The 23384-nt window shown below is 68.1% G+C and carries 23 protein-coding genes and 1 tRNA gene; 2 read left to right on the forward strand and 22 right to left on the reverse strand.

Annotation, left to right across the window (positions count from 1 at the left end; genetic code table 11):
• Positions 1 to 9: 9 nt before the first annotated feature.
• The 16 genes from nuoL to AC06E6_RS04825 form a co-directional block, all read right to left on the reverse strand.
• Positions 10 to 2148: an NADH-quinone oxidoreductase subunit L gene (gene nuoL, locus AC06E6_RS04750; protein ID WP_240211442.1), complete on the reverse strand. Its 2139-nt coding sequence runs from the start codon at positions 2146 to 2148 to the stop codon at positions 10 to 12.
• 7 nt (positions 2149 to 2155) lie between these two features.
• Complete coding sequence (gene nuoK / locus AC06E6_RS04755; RefSeq protein WP_054664875.1) at positions 2156 to 2461, reverse strand: NADH-quinone oxidoreductase subunit NuoK; 306 nt, start codon at positions 2459 to 2461, stop codon at positions 2156 to 2158.
• Positions 2458 to 3117, reverse strand: coding sequence for an NADH-quinone oxidoreductase subunit J (locus AC06E6_RS04760; protein WP_104938571.1), 660 nt, complete (start codon positions 3115 to 3117; stop codon positions 2458 to 2460). Before AC06E6_RS04760 ends, nuoK begins: the two co-directional genes overlap by 4 nt.
• Positions 3118 to 3127: 10 nt before the next feature.
• Positions 3128 to 3616 carry an NADH-quinone oxidoreductase subunit NuoI gene (gene nuoI / locus AC06E6_RS04765; protein WP_054664867.1) on the reverse strand — a complete coding sequence of 163 codons (489 nt, stop codon included), beginning with the start codon at positions 3614 to 3616 and terminating at the stop codon, positions 3128 to 3130.
• Between the two features lie 3 nt (positions 3617 to 3619).
• Positions 3620 to 4714 carry an NADH-quinone oxidoreductase subunit NuoH gene (gene nuoH / locus AC06E6_RS04770; protein ID WP_161613140.1) on the reverse strand — a complete coding sequence of 365 codons (1095 nt, stop codon included), beginning with the start codon at positions 4712 to 4714 and terminating at the stop codon, positions 3620 to 3622.
• Positions 4711 to 6957 carry an NADH-quinone oxidoreductase subunit NuoG gene (nuoG, locus tag AC06E6_RS04775; RefSeq protein WP_409476600.1) on the reverse strand — a complete coding sequence of 749 codons (2247 nt, stop codon included), beginning with the start codon at positions 6955 to 6957 and terminating at the stop codon, positions 4711 to 4713. The genes nuoH and nuoG overlap by 4 nt, the downstream gene beginning before the upstream one ends.
• A complete protein-coding gene (nuoF, locus tag AC06E6_RS04780; RefSeq protein WP_104938568.1) occupies positions 6954 to 8291 on the reverse strand; it encodes an NADH-quinone oxidoreductase subunit NuoF in 1338 nt (445 codons plus the stop codon). Before nuoF ends, nuoG begins: the two co-directional genes overlap by 4 nt.
• Before the next feature lie 3 nt (positions 8292 to 8294).
• Complete coding sequence (gene nuoE / locus AC06E6_RS04785) at positions 8295 to 8822, reverse strand: NADH-quinone oxidoreductase subunit NuoE (protein ID WP_104938567.1); 528 nt, start codon at positions 8820 to 8822, stop codon at positions 8295 to 8297.
• 91 nt (positions 8823 to 8913) lie between these two features.
• Positions 8914 to 10221, reverse strand: coding sequence for an NADH-quinone oxidoreductase subunit D (locus AC06E6_RS04790; protein ID WP_104938566.1), 1308 nt, complete (start codon positions 10219 to 10221; stop codon positions 8914 to 8916).
• Entirely contained in the window at positions 10218 to 10970 is a 753-nt protein-coding gene (locus AC06E6_RS04795) for an NADH-quinone oxidoreductase subunit C (protein WP_161613144.1), read from the reverse strand. Before AC06E6_RS04795 ends, AC06E6_RS04790 begins: the two co-directional genes overlap by 4 nt.
• Positions 10971 to 11002: 32 nt before the next feature.
• Entirely contained in the window at positions 11003 to 11557 is a 555-nt protein-coding gene (locus AC06E6_RS04800; protein ID WP_054664850.1) for a NuoB/complex I 20 kDa subunit family protein, read from the reverse strand.
• A complete protein-coding gene (locus AC06E6_RS04805; protein WP_054664847.1) occupies positions 11548 to 11904 on the reverse strand; it encodes an NADH-quinone oxidoreductase subunit A in 357 nt (118 codons plus the stop codon). The genes AC06E6_RS04800 and AC06E6_RS04805 overlap by 10 nt, the downstream gene beginning before the upstream one ends.
• A gap of 112 nt (positions 11905 to 12016) precedes the next feature.
• Positions 12017 to 12101, reverse strand: a tRNA-Leu gene (locus AC06E6_RS04810).
• Between the two features lie 52 nt (positions 12102 to 12153).
• The gene (gene secG / locus AC06E6_RS04815) at positions 12154 to 12576 is read right to left on the reverse strand and encodes a preprotein translocase subunit SecG (RefSeq protein WP_104938564.1); all 423 of its coding nucleotides are present in this window, start codon (positions 12574 to 12576) and stop codon (positions 12154 to 12156) included.
• A 28-nt stretch (positions 12577 to 12604) separates the two neighbouring features.
• Complete coding sequence (tpiA, locus tag AC06E6_RS04820; protein ID WP_056930795.1) at positions 12605 to 13360, reverse strand: triose-phosphate isomerase; 756 nt, start codon at positions 13358 to 13360, stop codon at positions 12605 to 12607.
• A gap of 174 nt (positions 13361 to 13534) precedes the next feature.
• A complete protein-coding gene (locus AC06E6_RS04825) occupies positions 13535 to 14470 on the reverse strand; it encodes an isopenicillin N synthase family dioxygenase (protein WP_161613145.1) in 936 nt (311 codons plus the stop codon).
• Positions 14471 to 14653: 183 nt separating this feature from the next.
• Here AC06E6_RS04825 and AC06E6_RS04830 point away from each other — a divergent pair, with 183 nt between their 5' ends.
• Positions 14654 to 15901 carry a glycosyltransferase family 4 protein gene (locus AC06E6_RS04830; RefSeq protein WP_240211444.1) on the forward strand — a complete coding sequence of 416 codons (1248 nt, stop codon included), beginning with the start codon at positions 14654 to 14656 and terminating at the stop codon, positions 15899 to 15901.
• Positions 15813 to 16667: a polysaccharide deacetylase family protein gene (locus AC06E6_RS04835; protein WP_240211445.1), complete on the forward strand. Its 855-nt coding sequence runs from the start codon at positions 15813 to 15815 to the stop codon at positions 16665 to 16667. Before AC06E6_RS04830 ends, AC06E6_RS04835 begins: the two co-directional genes overlap by 89 nt.
• Before the next feature lie 114 nt (positions 16668 to 16781).
• On the opposite strand, the gene glmM is transcribed toward AC06E6_RS04835, so the two are convergent.
• From glmM to trpB, 6 genes are all read right to left on the reverse strand, one after another.
• Entirely contained in the window at positions 16782 to 18152 is a 1371-nt protein-coding gene (glmM, locus tag AC06E6_RS04840; protein ID WP_240211446.1) for a phosphoglucosamine mutase, read from the reverse strand.
• The gene (gene accD / locus AC06E6_RS04845; protein ID WP_161613148.1) at positions 18152 to 19039 is read right to left on the reverse strand and encodes an acetyl-CoA carboxylase, carboxyltransferase subunit beta; all 888 of its coding nucleotides are present in this window, start codon (positions 19037 to 19039) and stop codon (positions 18152 to 18154) included. The genes glmM and accD overlap by 1 nt, the downstream gene beginning before the upstream one ends.
• 237 nt (positions 19040 to 19276) lie before the next feature.
• Positions 19277 to 20443 carry an acyltransferase family protein gene (locus AC06E6_RS04850; RefSeq protein WP_240211447.1) on the reverse strand — a complete coding sequence of 389 codons (1167 nt, stop codon included), beginning with the start codon at positions 20441 to 20443 and terminating at the stop codon, positions 19277 to 19279.
• Positions 20444 to 20513: 70 nt separating this feature from the next.
• Entirely contained in the window at positions 20514 to 21317 is an 804-nt protein-coding gene (gene trpA / locus AC06E6_RS04855; protein WP_240211703.1) for a tryptophan synthase subunit alpha, read from the reverse strand.
• 7 nt (positions 21318 to 21324) lie between these two features.
• Complete coding sequence (locus tag AC06E6_RS04860) at positions 21325 to 21897, reverse strand: hypothetical protein (protein ID WP_240211448.1); 573 nt, start codon at positions 21895 to 21897, stop codon at positions 21325 to 21327.
• A gap of 131 nt (positions 21898 to 22028) precedes the next feature.
• Positions 22029 to 23246: a tryptophan synthase subunit beta gene (gene trpB, locus AC06E6_RS04865; protein WP_104938557.1), complete on the reverse strand. Its 1218-nt coding sequence runs from the start codon at positions 23244 to 23246 to the stop codon at positions 22029 to 22031.
• Positions 23247 to 23384 lie beyond the last annotated feature (138 nt).

Raw genomic sequence — 23384 nt, forward strand, 5'->3', positions numbered from 1 at the left:
CCGTACAGGTCAACGCGAGAAATGCATCAGCAGGCCCAGCAGGGCGATCAGGCCGATGATCATCACGAAGGCGTAGTGGTAGAGGAAACCGGATTGGGTGCGGCGCAGCAGGTTGGCGGCAAGCTCGACCACGCGGGCCGCGCCGTTGACCACACCATCCACCACGTTGCTGTCCACGGCACGGGCGGCCTTGCCAAGCTTGACGCTGCCACCGGCGAAACCATCGATCCACAGCTTGTCGAAGCCGTACTTGTTCTCCAGCACCGATACCACCGGCGCCAGGGCCTTGCGGGACTTGCCTGCCAGCTCGGGCTTCCAGATGTAGAACACCCAGGCCAGGATGAAACCGGCCACCGTCAGCCAGAACGCCGGCATCATCATGCCGTGCAGGGCGTAGGCCACCGAGCCGTGCCAGAACTCCCTGCCCACCGCGGCGATGGTGTCGCGCGCCGGATCGTAGAAATCGACGATGCCGGTGAAGAACGACAGGGTCTGGCCGGGGATCCCGGTGGCGGCGGCGTGGCCGTCCCAGCCGGTGCCGAACAGCATCGGGCCGATGGTGAAGAAGCCGATCAGGATGGACGGGATCGCCAGCAGGATCAGCGGCAGGGTCACCACCCACGGCGACTCGTGCGGCTCGTGCGCGCCGTGGCCATGCGCGTCGCCATGGTGGTGGGCGTCGTGGCCGTGGTCGTCATGCGCGTCACGGAAGCGTTCCTTGCCGAAGAAGGTCAGGAACAGCAGGCGGAAGCTGTAGAAGCTGGTGACGATCACGCCGCCCAGCACCGCCCAGTAGCCGTAGGTCGCCACCCAGTTGTCCGAGGTGTGGGCATGCAGCGCGGCCGCCTCGATGATGGTGTCCTTCGAGTAGAAGCCGGCGAAGAACGGCGTGCCCACCAGCGCCAGGGTGCCGATCCACATGGTGATGTGGGTGATCGGCATGTACTTGCGCAGGCCGCCCATCTTCATCATGTTCTGCTCGTGGTGCATGCCGATGATGACCGAGCCGGCACCCAGGAACAGCAGCGCCTTGAAGAAGGCGTGGGTCATCAGGTGGAACACCGCGCCCGAATAGGCCGACACACCCAGGGCGACGGTCATGTAGCCCAGCTGCGACAGCGTCGAGTAGGCGACCACGCGCTTGATGTCGTTCTGCACGATGCCGATCAGGCCGGTGAAGAAGGCCGTGGTGGCGCCGATGAACAGCACGAAGTTCAGCGCGGTCTGCGACAGCTCGAACAGCGGCGACATGCGGGTCACCATGAAGATGCCGGCGGTGACCATGGTCGCAGCATGGATCAGCGCCGAGATCGGGGTCGGGCCTTCCATCGAATCGGGCAGCCACACGTGCAGCGGCACCTGCGCCGACTTGCCCATCGCACCGATGAACAGGCAGATGCAGATCAGGGTGGCGATCGACCAGATCACCGGCTCGCTCAGCACCTGCACCGGATGGCCGAACAGGTTGATCGAACCCGACCACACCTGGATCAGCGCATTGGGGTCGTTCAGCAGCGGCGCATTGGCGAACACGGTGGCGTAGTCCAGGGTGCCGAACACCCACAGTACGCCGGCGATACCGAGCAGGAAGCCGAAGTCGCCCACGCGGTTGACCAGGAACGCCTTCATGTTGGCGAAGATCGCGCTGGGCTTCTTGAAGTAGAAACCGATCAGCAGGTACGACACCAGGCCCACCGCTTCCCAGCCGAAGAACAGCTGCAGGAAGTTGTTGCTCATCACCAGGGTGAGCATCGAGAAGGTGAACAGCGAGATATAGCTGAAGAAGCGCTGGTAGCCATCGTCATCGGCCATGTAGCCGATCGAGTAGATGTGCACCAGCAGCGACACGAAGGTCACCACCACCATCATCATCGCGGTCAGGCGGTCGACCATGAAACCGACATGCGCGGCGTACTGGCCGACTTCGAAGAAGGTGTAGATGTTCTGGTTGAACGGCTGCGCCCCGCCCCACAGCAGCTGGTACAGGGTATGCAGCGACAGTGCGCAGCTGACCGCCACGCCCAGGATGGTGGCGTACTGGGCGCCCTTGCGCCCCACCTGGCGACCGAACAGGCCGGCGATGATGCTGCCGAACAGCGGTGCGAGCACCACCGCGATCAACAGACTCTTGGAGAGAGTGATTTCCATCTGTGGGTCAGCCCTTCAACGAATCGACTTCGCCAACGTTGATGGTGTGGCGGGTACGGAACAGGGTCACCAGGATCGCGAGGCCGATGGCGGCTTCCGCCGCGGCCACGGTCAGGATGAAGAACACGAACAGCTGGCCGGCGGTGTCGCCGAGCTGCCGCGAGAAGGCGACGAAGTTGATGTTCACCGACAGCAGCATCAACTCGATCGACATCAGCAGCACGATGATGTTCTTGCGGTTGAGGAAGATGCCGGCGACGGAGATGCAGAACATCACCGCGCCAAGCGCGAGCATGTGGCCCAGGGAAATCATGGCTTGGCCTCCTCGCCGCCTTCGTTGTGCAGGGTATCGGTCAGCGGCACCGGCTTCTCGGCCGCCATCTTCACGATGCGCAGGCGGTCGCTGGCGCGGACACGGGTCTGCTCCGAGGGATTCTGCGTCTTCACGCCGGTGCGGCGGCGCAGGGTCAGCATCACCGCGGCGATCACCGCCACGGTCAGGATCACCGCGGCGAACTCGAACGGCAGCAGGTACTCGGTGAACAGGCTGCGCGCCAGCCAGGTGATGTTGGAGCTGTCGGCGGCCGCGGCGGCGGCGTTGTCCGCCGGGAACGGGGCGGCCGCACGGGCCTTGATGCCGATCAGGGTCAGCATCTGCAGCAGCATCACCACCGCCACCACCAGCCCGACCGGCAGGTAGCGTACCCAGCCCTCGCGCAGGCTGTCGGTTTCGACGTCCAGCATCATCACCACGAACAGGAACAGCACCATCACCGCGCCGACGTACACCAGCACCAGGGTAACGCCGAGGAACTCGGCGCCGACCAGCAGCCAGACGCAGGCGACGGAGAAGAAGGTCAGGATCAGGCACAGCACGGCATACACCGGGTTGCGCACGCTGATCACCGACAGGGCCGACAGCCCCGCCACGACCGAGAAGAACCAGAAGGCGATATTTACCCAATCCATCTTTCGGTCCTCAGCGGAAGGCGGCGTCGGCGGCGCGGCGTTCGGCGATCTCGGCTTCCAGCCGATCACCGATGGCCAGCAGCTGCGGCTTGGTGACGATGTTCTCGCCACGGTTCTCGAAGTGGTACTCGAGGATGTGGGTTTCCACGATCGAATCCACCGGGCAGCTCTCCTCGCAGAAACCGCAGAAGATGCACTTGAACAGGTCGATCTCGTAACGCGTGGTGCGGCGGGTACCGTCCTCGCGCTTGGCCGAGTCGATGGTGATGGCCAGCGCCGGGCACACCGCTTCGCACAGCTTGCAGGCGATGCAGCGTTCCTCGCCGTTCGGGTAACGGCGCAGCGCGTGCAGGCCGCGGAAACGCGGCGACTGCGGGAACTTCTCCATCGGATACAGCACGGTGTACTTGGGCTTGAACGCGTACTTCAGCGTCAGCCACATGCCGGAGACGAGCTCCAGCAGCAGCAGGCTCTTGAAATAGTGGGTGATCTTTTTCATGAATCAAACGCCTCTCTGGATCACGCCGTAGAACACGAGCAGTGCGGTCACCGCGATCCACGCGATGGTCAACGGGATGAACACCTTCCAGCCCAGACGCATGATCTGGTCGTAGCGGAAGCGCGGGAACGTGGCGCGGAACCAGATGTAGGAACTGGCGAAGAAGAACACCTTGGCCAGCAGCCACGGCCAGCCACCGTTCCAGATCCAGTCGACCCACGGCGACACGTCCGCCGTGACCCAGCCCTGGATCGGGCTCAGCCAGCCGCCCAGGAAGAAGATCGAGATCAGGAAGCTGATCAGGATCATGTTGGCGTACTCGGCCAGGAAGAACAGCGCGAACGCACCGCCGGAATATTCGACCATGTGGCCGGCGACGATTTCCGACTCGCCTTCCACCACGTCGAACGGGGCGCGGTTGGTCTCGGCCACGCCGGACACCCAGTACACGACGAACAGCGGCAGCAGCGGCAGCAGGAACCAGTCGAACAGGCCCGAGCTGCCCTTCTGCGCCAGCACGATCTCGGTCAGGTTCAGGCTGCCGGCGGCGATCATCACCCCGACCAGCGCGAAGCCCATGGCGATCTCGTAGCTGACCATCTGCGCGGCCGAACGCATCGCGCCGAGGAAGGCGTACTTGGAGTTGGACGCCCAGCCGGCCAGGATCACGCCGTAGATGCCCAGCGAGGTCATCGCCAGCAGGTACAGCAGGCCGACGTTGGCGTTGGACAGCACCAGCTTGTAGTCGAACGGCACCACCGACCAGGCGGCGAACGATGGCGCCAGCACGATCAGCGGCGCCAGCACGTACATCGCCTTGTGCGCGTTGGCCGGGCGCACGATTTCCTTGAACAGCAGCTTGGTGACGTCGGCGAAGGCCTGCAGCAGGCCACCGAGGCCGACGTACATCGGCCCGTGGCGGACGTGCATCCAGCCGATCAGTTTGCGCTCCCACAACACGTAGAACGCCACCGACACGATGATCGGCATGGCGATCACCAGGATCTTCAGCACCGTCCACAGCACGATGCCGATGTCGCCCAGCGCCAGCAACCACTGGTGCAGCGGATCGACCGCGTTCAACAGCAACTCGTTCATGCAGCCACCACCGTTACCCGAGCGGCGCCCAGCGGCGCGGTGGCGCCGTGGCCCGATTCAATCCAGACCGCACCGGCGGCGACGCGCGCGTCGACCACGACCGGCAGGGTCGCCTTGCCGGCATCGGTGCCGACCTTGGCCATCTGCCCTTCCACCAGCTGCAGGCGCGCGGCGTCATCGCTGTTGAGCACGATGCGCGGCGCGTTGTTCAGCGGGTGCTCCTGCAGCGCCGCGGCGCGGCGGACCACCGCGTCGGTGCGGTAGATCGCGGCGGTCGACGCCACTTCCAGGCCCTCGCCCGCCACCTGCGGCTGCGCGGACGCGGCCACCTTCACCTGCACCGGCTGCAGGCCGGCACGCAGGCCTGCCAGGTCGGTGAAGCCGAAACCGGCCAGCTGCAGATCGCCGCCCAGGGCGCGCAGCACGCGCCAGCCCTCGCGGGCCTCGCCCGGCAGCTTGCCGCCGGCACGGGCCTGCTGCTCGCGGCCATCGAGGTTGGTCAGGGTCGCGTCGATTTCCGGCAGCGCGCCGATCGGCAGGATCACGTCGGCCACGTCGCGGGTCGAAGCGCAGGCGAACTGGCTGAACGCCACCACCCCGGCAGCGGCCAGCGCCTTGCGCGCGGCGGCGCTGTCGGCGAAGTCCAGGCCCGGCTCGATGCCGTACAGCACGTACGCCTTGCGCGGCTGCGCCAGCATCGTGGCGACGTCCTTGCCGGCCGGCAACACGCCGGCGCGGGACAGGCCGACGGCATTGGCGCCCTGCGGGATGCGGCACAGCCGGGCGCCGGTGGCGGCGGCGAATTCGCGCGCGGCGGCACGGATCGCGGCGGCCTGCGGATGGTTCTCGGCGATGCCACCGACGATCAGCACGGTGTTGCCACCGCCCTGCACCGCCGCGCGCAGCTCGGCACTGGCCAGCGCGTCGGCGAACTTCGACGGGGCGACGATCTGCTTGCCGGCCAGGGTGAACGCGAAGTCGAAGTCGACCGGGTTGATCGCGAACACCTGCGCGCCATGCTTGGTCTGCGCCTTGCGCAGGCGTGCGTGCAGCAGCGGCAGCTCGTGGCGGATGTTGCTGCCCAGCAGCACGATGCGGTCGGCGCCTTCGATCTCGGCCAGCGTGGCGCCGAACACTTCGGCGGACGCGGCGTCGGAGAAGTCGCGGTTGTCGATGCGGTGGTCGATGTTGGTGCAGCCCAGGCCGGCGGCCAGGCGGGCCAGCAGCGCGCCCTCCTCGTTGGAGGTCGACGGGTGCACCAGCACGCCGAGGTCGTCGCCACGGTTGCCGTCCAGGATCTCGCGGGCGGCGGCCAGACCTTCGGCCCAGCTCACTTCCTTCCACTCGCCGTTGACCTTCTGCAGCGGCTTGAGCGCGCGGTCGGCGGCGTACAGGCCCTGGTGCGAATAACGGTCGCGGTCGGACAGCCAGCACTCGTTGACCAGTTCGTTGTCACGCGGCACCGCGCGCAGCACTTCGCCGCGACGCACGTGCAGGAACAGGTTCGAGCCCATCGCGTCGTGGTAGCCGAGCGATTCGCGCGCGGTCAGTTCCCACGGGCGGGCGCGGAACTGGAACACCTTGTTGGTCAGCGCGCCCACCGGGCACACGTCGATCACGTTGCCGGACAGCTCGGTGGTCAGCGGCTTGCCGTCATAGGTGCCGATCTGCAGGTTCTCGCCACGGTACATGCCGCCCAGCTCGTAGGTGCCGGCGATTTCCGCGGTGAAGCGCACGCAGCGGGTGCACTGGATGCAGCGGGTCATCTCGGTGGCGACCAGCGGGCCCATGTCCTCGTCGGCCACCACGCGCTTGCGCTCGTTGAAGCGGCTGACCGAGCGGCCATAGCCCAGCGACACGTCCTGCAGCTCGCACTCGCCGCCCTGGTCGCAGATCGGGCAGTCCAGCGGGTGGTTGATCAGCAGGAACTCCATGACCGAACGCTGGTACTTGAGCGCCTTCTCGTTGCGGGTCTGAATCTTCATGCCATCCATGACCGGCGTGGCACATGCCGGCGACGGCTTGGGCGACTTCTCGACGTCGACCAGGCACATGCGGCAGTTGGCCGCGATCGGCAGCTTCTCGTGGTAGCAGAAGCGCGGGATCGGGATGCCGGCCTTGTCGGCGGCCTGGATGATCATCGACCCCTTGGGCGCGAACAGCGTCTGCCCATCGATCTCGATGGTGACGTGCCCTTCCGGCACCACCGGCGCCTCGCTCGGATTTACAGGTTGCGCGCTCATGCGGCAGCAGCCTCCACCTTCTTGCCGTCAACCATCGAATGACCGTTGACGATGTAGTACTCGAATTCGTCCCAGAACTGGCGCAGGAACCCCTGGATCGGCCATGCCGCCGCTTCGCCGAAGGCGCAGATGGTGTGGCCTTCGATCTGCCCGGCGACGGTGCGCAGCTGGTGCAGGTCTTCCATCGTGGCCTTGCCGGCGACGATGCGCTCCAGCACGCGGTGCATCCAGCCGGTGCCCTCGCGGCACGGGGTGCACTGGCCGCAGGATTCCTTGTGGAAGAACTGGCTGATGCGGCAGGCGAACTTGACGCAGCACACGCTGTCGTCCAGCACCACGATGGCACCGGAGCCCAGGCCCGAGCCCAGCGCGCGGATGGTGTCGTAGTCCATCGGCAGGCCCTTGAGCTGCTCGGCGGTCAGCACCGGCATCGACACGCCGCCCGGAATCGCGCCCTTCAGCTTGCGGCCCGGGCGCAGGCCACCGGCCATTTCCAGCAGTTCGTCGAAGGTGGTGCCCAGCGGCACCTCGAAGTTGCCGCCCTTCTGCACGCAGCCGGACACCGAGAAGCACTTGGGGCCGCCGTTGGCGGTCTTGCTCAGGCCCTTGAACCACTCCGGGCCGTTGCGGATGATCGCCGGCACCGAGCCGTAGGTCTCGGTGTTGTTGATCGTCGACGGCTTGCCGTACAGGCCGAAGTTGGCCGGGAACGGCGGCTTGTAGCGCGGCTGGCCCTTCTTGCCTTCCAGCGACTCCATCAGCGCGGTCTCTTCGCCGCAGATGTAGGCGCCGGCGCCCAGCGCCGCGTAGATGTCGATGTCCACGCCGCTGCCCAGCACGTTCTTGCCCAGCCAGCCATGCTTGTAGGCATCGGCCAGGGCCTGCTCGAAGTGCTCGAACGGCTCGTGGTGGAACTCGCCGCGCAGGTAGTTGTAGCCCACGGTCGAGCCGGTGGCGTAACAGGCGATGGCCATGCCCTCCACCACCGAGTGCGGGTTGTAGCGCAGGATGTCGCGGTCCTTGCAGGTGCCCGGCTCGGACTCGTCCGAGTTGCACAGGATGTACTTCTGCGGCGCGTCCTTGGGCATGAACGACCACTTCAGGCCGGTCGGGAAGCCCGCGCCGCCACGGCCGCGCAGGCCGGACTGCTTGACCATCTCGATCACGTCGGCCGGCGCGATCTTCTCTTCGAGGATCTTGCGCAGCGCGGCGTAACCACCGGTCTTGAGGTAGTTTTCGTACGACCACGGGGTGTCGTAGTGCAGCGTGGTGTAGACCACGTTGTGCGGAAGCGGCGCCGGACCGACCGGGCCCCTGGATTCGTGGTGTGCCATGCCTTACTCCAGCCCGTCCAGCAGCGCGTCGACCTGGTCCAGCGTCAGGCGCTCGTGGTAGTGACCGTTGATGACCATCATCGGCGCGCCCGCGCAGCCGGCCAGGCACTCTTCCTCGCGCTTGAGGTAGACGCGGCCGTCCGGGGTCGATTCGCCGTGCTTGATGCCCAGCTTCTTCTCGCAATGGCGCACGATGTCCTCGGCGCCATTGAGCCAGCAGCTGATGTTGGTGCAGATGGCGACGTTGTTGCGGCCGACCTTCTGGGTTTCGAACATCGAATAGAAGGTGGCGACCTCGTAGGCCCACACGAACGGCAGGTCCAGGTACTTGGCCACCGCGGCGATCAGTTCGTCGCTCAGCCAGCCCTGGTTCTGCTCCTGCGCGGCGTGCAGGCCCTGCAGCACCGCCGAGCGCTTGCGCTCCGGCGGGAACTTCGTCAGCCAGTGATCGATGTGAGCACGGGTCTTGTCGCTCAACACCACCATCGGGTCGACGTCGCGCGCCGCCTCGAAATTACCTGTCGCCTTCATCGGCCGACCTCAACCAATAGCAGATCCTGGGAAACCGGTGCCTGCAGCAGCATGGCCGCGCTGGCACCGGGCGTTGTGCGCTTGCCCGGCATTACCGGTCGACCTCGCCGAACACGAGGTCGTAGGTGCCGATCATCGCCACCACGTCGGCCAGCATGTGGCCGCGCACGATCGAGTCGATCGAGGACAGGTGGGCGAAGCCCGGCGCACGCAGGTGCACGCGGAACGGCTTGTTGGCGCCGTCGGAGACCAGGTAGCAGCCGAACTCGCCCTTGGGCGCCTCGACCGCGGCGTAGGTCTCGCCGGCCGGCACGCAGTAGCCTTCGCTGAACAGCTTGAAGTGGTGGATCAGCGCTTCCATGTCGTCCTTCATCTCCGCACGCGACGGAGGGGCGACCTTGAAATTGCGGACCATGACCGGGCCGGGGTTGGCCTTCAGCCAGCGCACGCACTGCTGGATGATCCGGTTGGACTGGCGCATCTCGGCGACGCGGACCAGGTAACGGTCGTAGCAGTCGCCGTTGGTGCCCAGCGGGATGTCGAAATCGACCGCGTCGTACTTGGCGTACGGCTGCTTCTTGCGCAGGTCCCAGGCGATGCCCGAGCCGCGCAGCATGGCGCCGGTCATGCCCCACGCCAGCGCGTGCTCCGGGCTGACCACGCCGATGCCGACGGTGCGCTGCTTCCAGATGCGGTTGTCGGTGAGCAGGGTCTCGTACTCGTCGACGCGCTTGGGGAACTCGTTGGTGAAGTTCTCCAGGAAGTCCAGCAGCGAGCCTTCGCGGGCCGCGTTCAGGCGCTTGAGCGCATTGCCCTTGTGCCAGCGCGATTCCTTGTACTTCGGCATCGTGTCCGGCAGGTCGCGGTAGACGCCGCCCGGACGGTAGTAGGCCGCGTGCATGCGCGCGCCGGACACCGCCTCGTAGCAGTCCATCAGCTCTTCGCGCTCGCGGAACGCATACAGCATCACCGCCATCGCACCGAGGTCGAGCCCGTTCGAACCCAGCCACATCAGGTGGTTGAGGATGCGGGTGATCTCGTCGAACATCGTGCGGATGTACTGCGCGCGTTCCGGCACCTCGATACCCGCCAGGGTCTCGATCGCACGCACGTAGGCGTGCTCGTTGCACATCATCGAGCAGTAGTCCAGGCGATCCATGTAGCCGATCGACTGGTTGAATGGCTTGGACTCGGCCAGCTTCTCGGTGGCGCGATGCAGCAGGCCCACGTGCGGGTCGGCGCGCATGATGGTCTCGCCGTCCATCTCCAGGATCAGGCGCAGCACGCCATGCGCGGCCGGATGCTGCGGGCCGAAGTTCATGGTGTAGTTGCGGATCTCCTGCCGGGCTTCGGCGGGATTGCTGGCAAAGGCCCCGGTGGCCTGGTGGAACTCGCTCACTTGCTTGCCTCCGTCTGCGCGCGCTCGCCTTCGGCGGTCTGGAAGCGGGCGTCGTCGCGGATCACGCGCGGCACGCCCACGCGCGGCTCGACCGAAGTCACCGGCTCGTAGACCACGCGCTTCTTTTCTTCGTCGTAACGCACTTCGACGTTGCCGATCAGCGGGAAATCCTTGCGGAACGGATGGCCGACGAAACCGTAGTCGGTCAGGATGCGGCGCAGGTCCGGGTGGCCTTCGAAGATCACCCCGTACAGGTCGAACGCCTCGCGCTCGAACCAGTTCAGGCCCGGCCATACGCTGGTCAGCGACGCGACCACCGGCAGCGCCTCGTCCGGGGCGAAGCAGCGCATGCGCAGCAGCTGGTTGTGCTGGTAGGAACGCAGCTGCACGACCACGGCGAAGCGCTGCTTCGGCAGCGCGTCGGGCTGCGCGCCATTGGCGGTTTCGTGGCTGGGGAACTCACCCCAGGCGAAGCGGCCGGCACTCTTGCCTTCGACACCACGGCTGAAGCCGTGCGAGGAAACGTCGGACGTATCCCACTCGTCGCTGCCGTAGCCGAGATAGTCGACGCCGCACAGGTCGGTGGCGTGCTCGAAGCCGAACTCGTCGCGCAGGGCGACGGCCACGGCATGCCAGTCGGCCGACGGAACCTCCAGCGTCACTTCGCCGCGCGGTTCGACCACGGAGACCTGCGCACCGGCGAAACGCGCGCGAAGTCGGTCGATGAGTGAAGGTGCTTGCTGGGCCATGGGGGCTGGCGTGCTCTTGACTTGAAAGGGAATCAGCGGGCGATGGTCTGGGTGCGCCAGATCTTCTTCTGCAGCTGCAGGATGCCGTACACCAGCGCCTCGGCGGTCGGCGGGCAGCCCGGGACGTACACGTCCACCGGCACCACGCGGTCGCAGCCACGCACCACCGCGTACGAGTAGTGGTAGTAGCCACCGCCGTTGGCGCAGCTGCCCATCGAGATGACCCACTTCGGGTCGGGCATCTGGTCATAGACCTTGCGCAGCGCCGGGGCCATCTTGTTGACCAGGGTGCCGGCGACGATCATCACGTCGGACTGGCGCGGCGACGGGCGGAACACCACGCCATAACGGTCCAGGTCCAGGCGCGAGGCGCCGGCGTGCATCATCTCGACCGCGCAGCAGGCCAGGCCGAAGGTCATCGGCCACATCGAGCCGGTGCGCGCCCAGTTCAGCAGGGCGTCGACGCTGGTGGTGACGTAACCCTTCTCGAGCAGCGGATTGTCGCCTTCGGGCCGGAGGATGTCGTCAACCCGCCCTTCCGGGATGGGGTTGTTCATCAGGCCATCGAGAGTCTGAATCACTCCCATTCCAGCGCTCCCTTCTTCCACACGTAGATAAAGCCGAGGAACAGCATGCCCACGAACAGGCCCATGGTGACGAGCGAGCGGGCGCCCAGCTCCATGAACACCTGGGTCCAGGGCACGATGAAGATGATTTCCAGGTCAAAGACGATGAACTGGATGGCGATGAGGTAGTAGCGCACGTCGAACTTCATGCGCGCGTTCTCGAACGCCTCGAAGCCGCACTCGTACGGCGACAGTTTCTGCTCGTCGGGGCTGCGGGGGCCAAGGAAACGACCGATCAGCATCAGGGCGACGCCGATGCCGGTGGCGACGATCAGAAACAGCAGGGACGGCAAATATTCGGCCAGCACAGCGATTCTCTCTTGCCTCTGCCCGGGCACCTGCAGGCGCCCGCGCATGGGGATTGACGGGACTTGCCTCGGCGGGAGCTGCCGCATCCCGCATACCCGCATAACAAACTCATGGTGCCCAAGAGGGGACTCGAACCCCTACGACTTGCGTCGCTACCACCTCAAGGTAGTGCGTCTACCAATTCCGCCACCTGGGCTTACTTACGTCAGCGCACCGGCTCTGCAGTGCGGCGCGTATTGTAACCGTCTTCAGTCTTTATGCGAGCCCTCGGCGGGCTTTTCTTCGCTCTGCGCCGGATTATTTGCCGCAGGCGCCGCCTGCGGCACTTCGCCCGCGGCCGCGGCCTGCGGAACGGACTGCAGCTCGCCCGCCGGGGCGGCCGGAGCCGGCGCCTGGGCCTGGGACATGACGCCCAGCCCCTGCTCGGCCGGGCGCGCGCCATGGCTGGCGTACCAGGCCATGAACAGACTGATGCCGAAGAACACCACGGCCAGCCACTTGGTGGACTTGGACAGGAAATTGGACGCGCCACGGGCGCCGAACACCGTACCCGAAGCACCGGCGCCAAAGCCCGAGCCCGCCGCCGCGCCGGAGCCGCGCTGCATCAGGATCAGCGCGATCATCGCGACCGCCACCAGCACATAGACCACATTGAGGATCAACATCAGCATTTGAAATCCGTCCCGGACAGTTCCACCGTTAGCGACCGGCTGCCGCCCTCGCGATGGCCAGGAAATCTGCCGCCACCAGCGAAGCGCCGCCTACCAGCCCGCCATCGACGTCAGGCTGTGAGAACAGCTCTGCAGCATTGTCGGGCTTCACGCTGCCGCCATACAGGATCGGCAGCGAATCAGCGATTCTAGCATCGCGCCCGGCGACTTCGCCACGGATGAAGGCGTGCACGGCCTGCGCCTGCTCCGGACTGGCGGTACGGCCGGTGCCGATGGCCCAGACCGGCTCATACGCCACCACCGCCCCGGCGAAGGCATCGACCCCGGCCAGCTCCAGCACCGGCGCCAGCTGCGCGGCGATGACCTGCTCGGTCTGCCCGGCTTCGCGCTGCTCCAGCGTCTCACCGACGCACAAGACCGGCACCAGGCCGGCATGCACCGCGGCCACGAACTTGCGCGCGACCAGCTCGCTGCTTTCATGATGGTACTGGCGACGCTCGGAGTGGCCGACCAGGCCGTACCTGGCCCCCACGTCCACCAGCATCGCGGCCGAGACCTCGCCGGTGTAGGCGCCCTTCTCGTTGCTGCTGACGTCCTGCGAGCCGAAGGCCAGCGCGGTGCCCTCGAAGTCCTCGACCAGATCCCCCAGGTAGGGCAGCGGCGGCAGGATCACCAGCTCGACCCCCTGCAGCGGCAGGCCGGCAGCCACCTGCCCCACCAGTTCGGTGGCGAATTGACGGCTGCCATGCAGCTTCCAGTTACCGGCAACGATGGTGCGGCGCATTCAGGAGCGACTCCAAGGTGAAAAGTGGGCGAAGGATAGCCCACTCCGGACAGCCGCAGGACAACCGGCGGACAACACAAGACACCCGCCGCGCCGACCGCCGCGGAGCCGCACACCGCCCGCCGCGCGCAGGCGGCATGACGGCGAAGGCCGCCTCGCGGCGGCCTTCGTTGCTTACTTCAGCTTGATCTCGCGCAGGCGTTCCTCGAGGAAGCCATGGGCGGTGATCGCCTCCGGGTACCGGCTCGGGTTGTCCGCGGTGATGCACGAGGGCAGCACGTCGATCAGGAAATCCGGGTTCGGGTGCAGGAAGAACGGCACCGAGTAACGCGGCTGGCGGGCCAGCTCGCCCGGGGGGTTGACCACGCGGTGGATGGTCGACGGGTACACATGGTTGGTCAGGCGCTGCAGCATGTCGCCGATGTTGACCACGATGGTGTCCGCATCGGACGTGAACGGCACCCACTCGCCATCGTGCGACTGCACTTCCAGCCCCGCGGCGCTGGCGCCGACCAGCAGGGTGATGAAGTTGATGTCGCCGTGGGCGCCGGCACGCACGTTCGGGATGTCGTCGGTGGTGATCGGCGGGTAGTGGATCGGACGCAGGATCGAGTTGCCGTTGTTGGTCTTGTCGGCGAAGAAATCCTGCGGCAGCCCGATGTGCAGGGCCAGCGCCGACAGCACGCGCGACCCCAGGTTGTCCAGCGCCTGGTACAGGCCATAGCCGCGCTCGCGGAACCCGGGCACCTCACTGGGCCACAGGTTCGGCGGCATCACCTCGCGGTACGGCGAGTCGTCGGGGATTTCCCGGCCGATGTGCCAGAACTCCTTCAGGTCGAAGTGCTTGGAGCCCTTGGCGGTCTCCACGCCGAACGGGGTGTAGCCGCGGGCGCCGCCGCCGCCGGCCACGTGGTACTTGCGCTTGACCTCTTCGGGCAGGGCGAAGAACGCCTTGAAGGCATCGTAGGCCGCGTCGATGTCGGCCTGCGGGATGCCGTGGTTGCGGATGCCCGCGAACCCCCACTGGCGATAGGCCGCGCCCAGCTCGGCCACGAAGGCCTCGCGGTCGCTGTCGAAGCGGGTGATGTCGAGGGTTGGGATCTTGCTCACAGCGGTTCCTGGCTTGTCATGGATATCCGGGCCGGCAGCACCCTGTCGCCCGTCTGAATATTGTGACAGATCGCCCTTGTGGCCGGTCGCTGACACATTGATACAAAAGGATACAATTCGAGCGCCCGCGGCGGGCGCCGGACCGGCACCCCGCCCCGGTCCCTCCCCCACCCCGTGGCCTGCATGGAACCCGCCCCGCTGACGGACCGCCCGCTGAAGATCCTGCATACCGAAGCCGCGCGCGGCATGGGTGGCCAGGAGATCTACCTGCTGCGCCACCTGCTGGCCATGCGCGCGCGTGGACACGACATGTCCCTGCTGTGCCAGCCCGGCGCGCGCCTGGCCGAGGCCGCGCGCGACCACGGCTTCGTCGTGCACACGCTGGAGATGGGCGGGCTGCCGCGGCTGCTGCGGGGCATCCCCGCGGTACGCCACCTGGTGCGCACGCACCGCTATGACGTGGTCAACGTCACCAGCCGCCGCGATGCGCTGATCGCCGCCGCCGGGGCACGCCTGGCGGGCGCTCCGCTGGTGGTGCGCTCGCGCCACCTGATGAGCCCGGTGCACTCGCTGCTGACCTACACCTGGCTGCCGCAGCGGGTCATCACCGTCAGCCAGTTCGTCAAGCGCCTGCTGCAGGAGCGCGGCATCGCCCCGGGGCGGATCGGCGTAGTGCCGCCGATGGCGCAATCGCCGCTGCCCAGCGGCGATGAACCGCCGGCGCGCTCCTGGGCCGAGCTGCGGCAACTGCGCGCCGAGATCCGCGCCGGACTGGGTTTCGGCGAGGACGACGTGGTGGTCGGGTGCGTGGCGGTGCTGCGCGAGCCCAAGGGCCACCTCGACCTGCTCGACGCGATCGCGCCGCTGTGCCGGGCGGACCCGAAACTGCACCTGCTGATCGTCGGCGACGGCGAGCCGGTCATGGCGCGGCTGAAGGCCATGCGCGCGCAGTACGGCATCGAAAGCCAGGTGCACCTGCCCGGCTACCGCGCCGACGCGGCGCGACTGATGGCCGGCTTCGACGTGTTCGCCCTGCCCAGCCACAAGGAGGCCGCCGGGACCGTGTTCCTGGAGGCCGCCCAGGCCGGCGTGCCGATCGTCGCCACGCGCGTGGGCGGCATTCCGGAAATGGTGGTCGAACAGGCCAATGCTATTCTCGTCGCGCCCGGGGACCCGGCCGCGTTGACCGCCGCGCTGCGCACGCTGGCAGCCTGCGGCGAACTCCGCCAGGCGATGGGCCGCGCCGGCCTGGACTGGATCCGCGGCGAACACCGCTTCACGGCGGCGGGGCATTGCGAAGCCACCGAACACCTTTACCACCAGTGGCTCGAGGAATTGGGACATGGCCCACGCCAAGTCGGTACCGGTGCTGATGCACCACCACGTCAGCCCGTCGCCGGGCATGATCACCGTCTCACCGGAAAACTTTGAAAGCCAGATCGCCTGGCTGGCCGCCGACGGCTGGACCTCGCTGACCATGCAGCAGTACGCCGGCTTCCTGGCCGGCGCGCCGGTGCCGCGCAAATCCATCCTCATCACCTTCGACGACGGCTACCTGGACAACTGGGTCTACGCCCACCCTGTCCTGCAGAAGTACGGCATGCACGCGGTCGTGTTCCTGGTCACCGGCTGGATGGGCCAGGGCGAGGTACGCCCGCACGCGGGCCAAGCCGGCATGGCGCTGCCGTCCACGCCGGACCACCGCGGCTGCGAGGACGCGATCTTCCGCCTGGACCGCGCCGACGAGGTGATGATGCGCTGGAGCGAAGCACGCGCGGCCATCGCCGCCGGCACCTTCGAGATGCACTGCCATACCCATACGCATACCCGCTGGCTGCGCATGGAAATCAGCCGCGAGGCGAAGTGCGCGGGCATCCGCGAGGACCTGGTGCGCGCACGCGATGAACTGCGCAGGGAACTGGGCGAGGCCTCCGACACCCTGTGCTGGCCCTATGGCGATTTCGACGAGGACTACGTGCGGATCGCGCGCGAACTCGGCTTCCGCTACCTGCATACCACCCATCCGTTCGGCCGCAACCTGGTGGGCGGGGACCCGGAGCACATCTACCGTTTCGCCATCCGCAACCGGCCGGCGAAGTGGCTGCGCAAGCGCATCGCCAGCAGCTACCACCCATTGATCGCGCCGCTGTTCAACCGCTTCAAGGCGCAGCGCCGGGGCATGGTCGCCGGGCCGTGACCGGCGCCGGGCGCCCGGCACCGCCGCGGGGCAGCGCATGCCGCCGGCACGCCAGGCTGCCTTCAGGGATGGCGGGAAGACAAAGCAAAACGCCCCGGGATCCGGGGCGTTTGGTCATGCCGCGGCGGCCTTGACCGCGTCGGCCAGGCGCTCAAGGGTGGCCTGCATCAACCCGGCGTCGTCGGCCTCCACCGTCACCCGCACCACCGGCTCGGTGCCGGACGGACGCAGGAACGCGCGTCCGCGCCCGACGATCGCGACCTGCGCGCCGGCCAGTGCCGCGGCCACCGCGGGTGAGCGGACGATCTCCTTGGCGGACATGCCCTGCCCGACCCGGACATTGATGGTCTGCTGCGGCACCCGGCTGAGCCTGGCCAGCGCGTCCTGCAGGGTGATGCCGCGGCGCCGGAGCACCTCCAGCACCTGCAGCGCGCTGATGATGCCGTCGCCGGTGGTGGCCCGGTCCAGGCACAGCAGGTGGCCCGACGCTTCGCCGCCGAGCACGCCATGGTGTTCCAGCAGCGCCTTGTGCACGTAGCGGTCGCCGACGTCGGCGCGCAGGAAACCGATGCCGGCCTGCGCCAGCGCCTGCTCGAACCCGTAGTTGGTCATCAGCGTGCCCACCACCGGCCCGTGCAGGCGGCCACTGGCCTTCCAGTCCAGCGCCAGCAGGTACAGCAGGTCGTCGCCATCGTGCACCACGCCATCGCTGTCCACGAACAGCAGGCGGTCGCCGTCGCCGTCGAAGGCGATGCCCAGGTGGGCTCCGCTGGCGCGCACCCGGGCGGCCAGCGCCTGCGGGTACATCGAGCCGACCCCGTCGTTGATGTTCACGCCGTTGGGCTCGACGCCCATCGCCTCGACGCTGGCACCCAGTTCGCGCAGCACCAGCGGCGCCACCTGGTAGGTCGCGCCATTGGCGCAGTCCACCACGATGCGCATGCCCTGCAGGTCGAAGTCGCGCGGCACCGAATTCTTGCAGGCCTCGACATAGCGGCCGATCGCATCGCGCGTGCGCACCGCCTTGCCAAGCTGCTCCGAGGCCACGGTCGCGAACGGCTGTTCGAGCGCGGCCTCGATCGACAGCTCGGTGGCGTCGTCGAGCTTCTCACCCTGCGCGGAGAAGAACTTGATGCCGTTGTCGTGGTGCGGGTTGTGCGAGGCGGAGATGACGATGCCACCGTCGGCGCGCAGCGAGCGGGTCAGGTGCGCCACCGCCGGGGTCGGCATCGGCCCCATCAGCTGCACGTGCACCCCGGCCGCCACCAGCCCGGCCTCCAGCGCGGCCTCGAACATGTAGTTGGAGATACGCGTGTCCTTGCCGATCACCACCAGCGGCTTGCGGCCGGCGACGCGCGCCTGGGTGGCGCGCACCAGCGCCTGGCCGTAGGCATTGCCCAGGCGCAGCACGAAATCGGCGGAAATCGCGCCTTCACCGACCCGGCCGCGGATGCCGTCGGTGCCGAAATACCTGCGCGCCACCATCAGGCGGCGGCCACGTCGTCGGCCGGGCGCTCGCGGCGCATCAGCATCGCCAGCAGGTCGGCCAGGCGCTGGCGCATCTCGCGGCGGTCGCAGATCTGGTCGATGGCGCCGTGCTCGAGCAGGAACTCGGAACGCTGGAAGCCTTCGGGCAGCTTCTCGCGCACGGTCTGCTCGATCACCCGCGGGCCGGCGAAGCCGATCAGCGCCTGCGGCTCGGCGATGTTGATGTCGCCCAGCATCGCGAACGAGGCGGACACGCCACCGGTGGTGGGATGGGTCAACACCGAGATGTACGGCAGGCCGGCTTCGCGCAGCTTGCCCAGCGCGGCCGAGGTCTTGGCCATCTGCATCAGCGAGAACAGGCCTTCCTGCATGCGCGCGCCGCCGCTGGCGGAGAAGCACACGAACGGCGCACCGATTTCCAAGGCGGTCTCGGCCGCCAGTGCGAAGCGCTCGCCGACCACCGAGCCCATCGAGCCGCCCATGAAGGCGAAATCGAACGAGGCCGCGACCAGCGGGTGTCCCTTCACGGTGCCGCGCATCGCCACCAGCGCGTCGTACTCGCCGGTGTTCTTCTGCGAGGCCTTGATGCGTTCGGCGTACTTCTTCTGGTCCTTGAACTTGAGCAGGTCGGTCGGCCCGAGGCGCGCGGCGATCTCGGTGGTGCTGTCGGCATCGAACAGCGACGCCAGGCGGGCCCGGGCGCGGATCGCCATGTGGTGGCCGCACTTGGGGCAGACCTCCAGGTTCTCCTCCAGCTCCGGACGGTACAGGGCGGCACCGCAACTGCTGCACTTTTCCCAAAGCCCCTCGGGGACGCTGCGTTTCCGGTTGGGCGTGTTGTCGGTGCGGATGCCCGAAGGCATCAATTTGCTGAGCCAGCTCATGCGGGATGAAGGTTCCGTTCTAGGCGGCCCGGGGGCCGCGACAGGGCCGACAGTCTAGCGCGCGGCGGCAAACCGACGGTAGCGTACAGAGCCCGGGTCGGCAGCATCGCCCGGAAACGCGATGGCACCCCGCCCTGTCCGATCGGCCTCCCCCACGGGTCGTCCCGCCGGCCAGCCGCGGGACGCGCCAGCGTCCGCCGCGGACAGGTCCGCGCGGCCTTAGGGGCGGGCGCCGCCCTAGGGCGCTGGCACCGCGCCCGGCAGGCCACTGCCCGGTGCGTCGTGCGCCCCCAGCCAGCGCCGCCGCACGGCGCGGTCGCACGGGTCCGAATAAAACCGCGCCAGCAGCGCCCCGAGCGCCCAGCACAGGCCCAGCAACGGCAGGTACCACCAGAACCCGGAACGGATATCGCTGCCACCGTGGCGGTACAGCGCCACCAGACCGAACACCACGAACATGTGGGTCAGGTAGATTTCGTAGCTGAGCCGGCCGCAGGCACGCAGCCAGCCCAGTCCGCGCATCGGCGCGCCCGCACCGCCGCCGTGCAGGCCGGCAATGAGCATCGCCGCCGACCCGGTCAGCACCAGCATGTAGCCGTTGCCGAGCGACGCCCACAGCTCGCGCCCATACAGCGGCACCGCCAACAGGCCCAGCACGCCCGCCACGCGCAGCAGCCGCGCGGTCCGCGGCGGTGGCGGCCAGCGCTCGATGAGCAACGCGGCCAGCACGCCGGTGGCGATGGCCGCCATTCCCGGCAGATAGGCCTTCTCCTGCCATATCGCGTTGCCCGCCAGGGCGGCGCGGGTGAACGGCAGCGACAGCGCCGCCAGCGCCAGCAGCACAAGCAGCGGCGTGCGCCGGCGCAGCAGCAGGCACAGCAGCGGGAACCCCAGGTAGAACACTTCCTCGATCGACAGCGACCACAGCACGTCCCAGCCACCGGGCAACCAGCCGGTGCGGCCCTCGTACCAGTTCAGGTGCAGGCCCAGGGCCGAGAACAGCGCGCCGCCCAGCGACTGGCCTTCGCCGTCGATCACGTAGGACGGCACGCCGGCCAGGTGCAGCACGCTCAACACCGCCAGCAGCAGCAACAGGCACGGCAGGACGCGCGCGGCACGGCGCACGTAGAAGGCGTGCAGGTCGATGGACGACAGCGCGCCCCAGCGCCGCAACGAATGCGACGCAATCAGGAAGCCGGACACGACGAAGAACACGAAGACCGCCTCGTAGCCGTTGTAGCCCAGCGCGTCGAGCAGCCGCCGCGGCAGCACGTCGCCCAGTGCGGTATCGCGCAGCGGGATGCGCAGCGCCAGGTGGTGCAGCACCACCATCACGATCGAGACACCACGCAAGGCGTCGATGCCGGGGTTGCGGCCACCGGCCTGCATCATTGAACCGTTCAAGCGCCATCCTGCGGACCCGGGCCGGTCCGCATTATCCATGCCCGTCACCCGCGCGTGGCGGGTGCGTCGCTCAGGCGTCCAGCGCCTGCCGCAGCGGCGCCAGGAAAGCGCCGGCGGCGTGCACCGCCGCTTCCACGGCGTCGGCCGTGGCCATCGCCGCGACCAGCGCGCTGCCCACCACCACGCCATCGGCATCGACCGCCATCGCCACCGCACTGGCCGCGTCCTTGATCCCGAACCCCGCCACCACCGGCACCTTCGAGCGGCTGCGCAGCAGCCGCAGGCGTTCGCCGGCGGCGGCACTGTCCAGCCGCTCCGAAGCGCCGGTGACGCCGGCGAAACTGACGTAGTACAGGTAGCCCTGCGCGGCGTCGCACAGGCCATCGAGCCGCGCCTGGCTGCTGGTCGGCGAGGCCAGCAGGATCAGCGCCAGCCCGGCGGCGCTGAACGCGGCGCGGATCTCGGCGGCTTCTTCCGGCGGCAGGTCGACCAGCAGCACGCCGTCGACGCCGGCTTCCACCGCCTCGCTGGCGAACCGGGCGGCACCGCGGATTTCCACCGGGTTGAGATAGCCCATCAGCACCACCGGAGTGAGCGCGTCCTGCATGCGGAACCGGGCCACGCTGTCGAGCACGTAACGGCGGCCGGCACCGCGCGCCAGCGCGCGCTCGGAACTGCGCTGGATCGTCGGGCCGTCGGCCATCGGGTCGGAAAACGGCACGCCCAGCTCGATCACGTCGGCGCCGGCGGCGACCAGCGCGTGCATCACCGGCACGGTGGCTTCCAGCGAGGGATCACCGGCGGTGATGAACGGGATCAGCGCCTTGCGCCCGGAGGCGCGCAGGCGGGCAAAGCACGCATCGATACGGTTCACGGTCATCTCAGGCACATCCTTCAATCAGTTCCACCGCATCCGGCCGGCCCCAGTAGATCGAGGTCACCACGCCGTCGAGGGTTTCCAGGCGCAGCGCCAGGTTGGCCTGCGCGTCGGTCCAGGTCAGGTAGTCGCCGTTGGGCGATACGTAGGCGTGCGGGCTGACCACGACGCCTGCCGGCAGGCGCTTCTTCGCCTCGGCCACGTCCATGCCCACCCACAGCCCGAACGGCACGACGGGCGCATCCGCCGGCCGCGTGTCCACGCGCACTCCCGGGTCGCCTTCGCCATCCACGTCGAAACGCACGATGTGGTCGGCGATCACCATCATCGACATGCCTTCGGGCAGCGAGCCGCGGTCGTAGTACTCGCAGTCGCCCTCCATCGCCTCGCGCATGCCGGCCGCTACGAAGGCCGCGTCGCCCGGCGCCTTGCCGAACGCGGCGCCGATCCGCAGGTCGCCCACGGCGGCCAGCTGCGCCGCTGCATCCCTCGCTTCCGGTGCCGGCGTGGCCGCGGGCGGCGCCGGCGTGCACGCCGCCAGCGCCAGCGCGAGGCAGGCCAGCGCGACGCCGCGCATGACCGGCGCGCGCGGCGCCTGCCTGCCGTCGGTGGCGGATCGGATCAGGCGCGGCGCACAGGCGATGCGCGGGCATTCCGGGCAGTAGGTGGCGGATCCGCGCTGGGCGCAGCGGGCGCGTGGGCAGGCACTCACAGCGACAGCCCTTCGCGCGCGGCGATGGTATGCACGTCCTTGTCGCCGCGGCCGGACAGGTTGCACAGCACCAGCGCGTCCTTCGGCAGGTCGCGCGCCAGCTTGATCGCCTGCGCCACCGCGTGGCTGGATTCCAGCGCCGGCAGGATGCCCTCGGTGCGGGTCAGGCGGTGGAATGCCGCCAGCGCCTCGTCGTCGGTGATGCCCACGTACTGCGCGCGGCCGCTGTCGGCCAGGAACGCATGCTCGGGGCCGACGCCCGGGTAATCCAGGCCGGCGGAGATGGAATGGGTCTCGGTGATCTGGCCGTCGTCGTCGCACAGCACGTAGGTGCGGTTGCCATGCAGCACGCCGGGGCGACCGGCCGAGATGGAAGCCGCGTGGCGCCCGCTGGCGATGCCGTCGCCGGCCGCTTCGGCGCCGTAGATCTTCACCCCGCGGTCGTTGAGGAAGGCATGGAACAGGCCGATCGCGTTGGAGCCGCCGCCGACGCAGGCGGTGATCGCATCGGGCAGGCGGCCGTAGTCTTCCAGCATCTGCGCGCGCGCCTCGCGGCCGACGATGGCGTTGAAGTCGCGCACCATGCGTGGATACGGGTCCGGGCCGGCGACGGTGCCGATGATGTAGAAGGTGTCGCGCACGTTGGTCACCCAGTCGCGCATCGCCTCGTTGAGCGCGTCCTTGAGCGTGGCCGAGCCGCTGCTCACCGGCACCACCGTGGCGCCCAGCAGCTTCATCCGGTAGACGTTGATCTTCTGCCGCTCGATGTCGGTGGCGCCCATGTAGACCACGCACTCCAGGCCCAGGCGCGCAGCCACGGTGGCACTGGCCACGCCATGCTGGCCGGCACCGGTCTCGGCGATGATGCGGGTCTTGCCCATGCGCGCGGCCAGCAGCGCCTGGCCGATGGTGTTGTTCACCTTGTGCGCGCCGGTATGGTTGAGGTCTTCGCGCTTGAGCAGGATCTGCGCGCCGCCGACATCACGGCTCAGGCGCTCGGCGTGGTAGATCGGGCTGGGCCGGCCGACGTAGTGCTTCAGGTCCTTGTCATAGGCGGCGATGAACGCCGGATCGACCCGCGCCTGGTCGTAGGCGGCAGCCAGCTCCTGCAGCGGCCCGACCAGGGTCTCGGCGACGAAACTGCCGCCGTAGCGTCCGAAATGCCCGTGGGCGTCGGGGAAGGCATGGAAATCGGGGATGGGTGCAGCGGTCATGGCATCACGCGGGGCGGGACAGGCCTGCACCGTAGCGCACGCGCGCGTCCGTGAAAATCGATATATGCGCTGTAATGTGTTAGAAAAACTCACATGAAAAAACAACCGGGCAGCTGTTCTTCTTGGCAACACCGCCCG

The organism is Stenotrophomonas sp. Steno-Z10-HUANG, from assembly GCF_056393075.1.

Bases quoted from the DNA above. Each gene is read 5' to 3' on its own strand.
- nuoL (WP_240211442.1), bottom strand. From the start codon at position 2,148: ATGGAAATCACTCTCTCCAAGAGTCTGTTGATCGCGGTGGTGCTCGCA.
- nuoK (WP_054664875.1), bottom strand. From the start codon at position 2,461: ATGATTTCCCTGGGCCACATGCTCGCGCTTGGCGCGGTGATGTTCTGC.
- AC06E6_RS04760 (WP_104938571.1), bottom strand. From the start codon at position 3,117: ATGGATTGGGTAAATATCGCCTTCTGGTTCTTCTCGGTCGTGGCGGGG.
- nuoI (WP_054664867.1), bottom strand. From the start codon at position 3,616: ATGAAAAAGATCACCCACTATTTCAAGAGCCTGCTGCTGCTGGAGCTC.
- nuoH (WP_161613140.1), bottom strand. From the start codon at position 4,714: ATGAACGAGTTGCTGTTGAACGCGGTCGATCCGCTGCACCAGTGGTTG.
- nuoG (WP_409476600.1), bottom strand. From the start codon at position 6,957: ATGAGCGCGCAACCTGTAAATCCGAGCGAGGCGCCGGTGGTGCCGGAA.
- nuoF (WP_104938568.1), bottom strand. From the start codon at position 8,291: ATGGCACACCACGAATCCAGGGGCCCGGTCGGTCCGGCGCCGCTTCCG.
- nuoE (WP_104938567.1), bottom strand. From the start codon at position 8,822: ATGAAGGCGACAGGTAATTTCGAGGCGGCGCGCGACGTCGACCCGATG.
- AC06E6_RS04795 (WP_161613144.1), bottom strand. From the start codon at position 10,970: ATGGCCCAGCAAGCACCTTCACTCATCGACCGACTTCGCGCGCGTTTC.
- AC06E6_RS04800 (WP_054664850.1), bottom strand. From the start codon at position 11,557: ATGGGAGTGATTCAGACTCTCGATGGCCTGATGAACAACCCCATCCCG.
- secG (WP_104938564.1), bottom strand. From the start codon at position 12,576: ATGCTGATGTTGATCCTCAATGTGGTCTATGTGCTGGTGGCGGTCGCG.
- tpiA (WP_056930795.1), bottom strand. From the start codon at position 13,360: ATGCGCCGCACCATCGTTGCCGGTAACTGGAAGCTGCATGGCAGCCGT.
- AC06E6_RS04830 (WP_240211444.1), top strand. From the start codon at position 14,654: ATGGAACCCGCCCCGCTGACGGACCGCCCGCTGAAGATCCTGCATACC.
- AC06E6_RS04835 (WP_240211445.1), top strand. From the start codon at position 15,813: ATGGCCCACGCCAAGTCGGTACCGGTGCTGATGCACCACCACGTCAGC.
- glmM (WP_240211446.1), bottom strand. From the start codon at position 18,152: ATGGTGGCGCGCAGGTATTTCGGCACCGACGGCATCCGCGGCCGGGTC.
- accD (WP_161613148.1), bottom strand. From the start codon at position 19,039: ATGAGCTGGCTCAGCAAATTGATGCCTTCGGGCATCCGCACCGACAAC.
- AC06E6_RS04860 (WP_240211448.1), bottom strand. From the start codon at position 21,897: ATGCGCGGCGTCGCGCTGGCCTGCCTCGCGCTGGCGCTGGCGGCGTGC.
- trpB (WP_104938557.1), bottom strand. From the start codon at position 23,246: ATGACCGCTGCACCCATCCCCGATTTCCATGCCTTCCCCGACGCCCAC.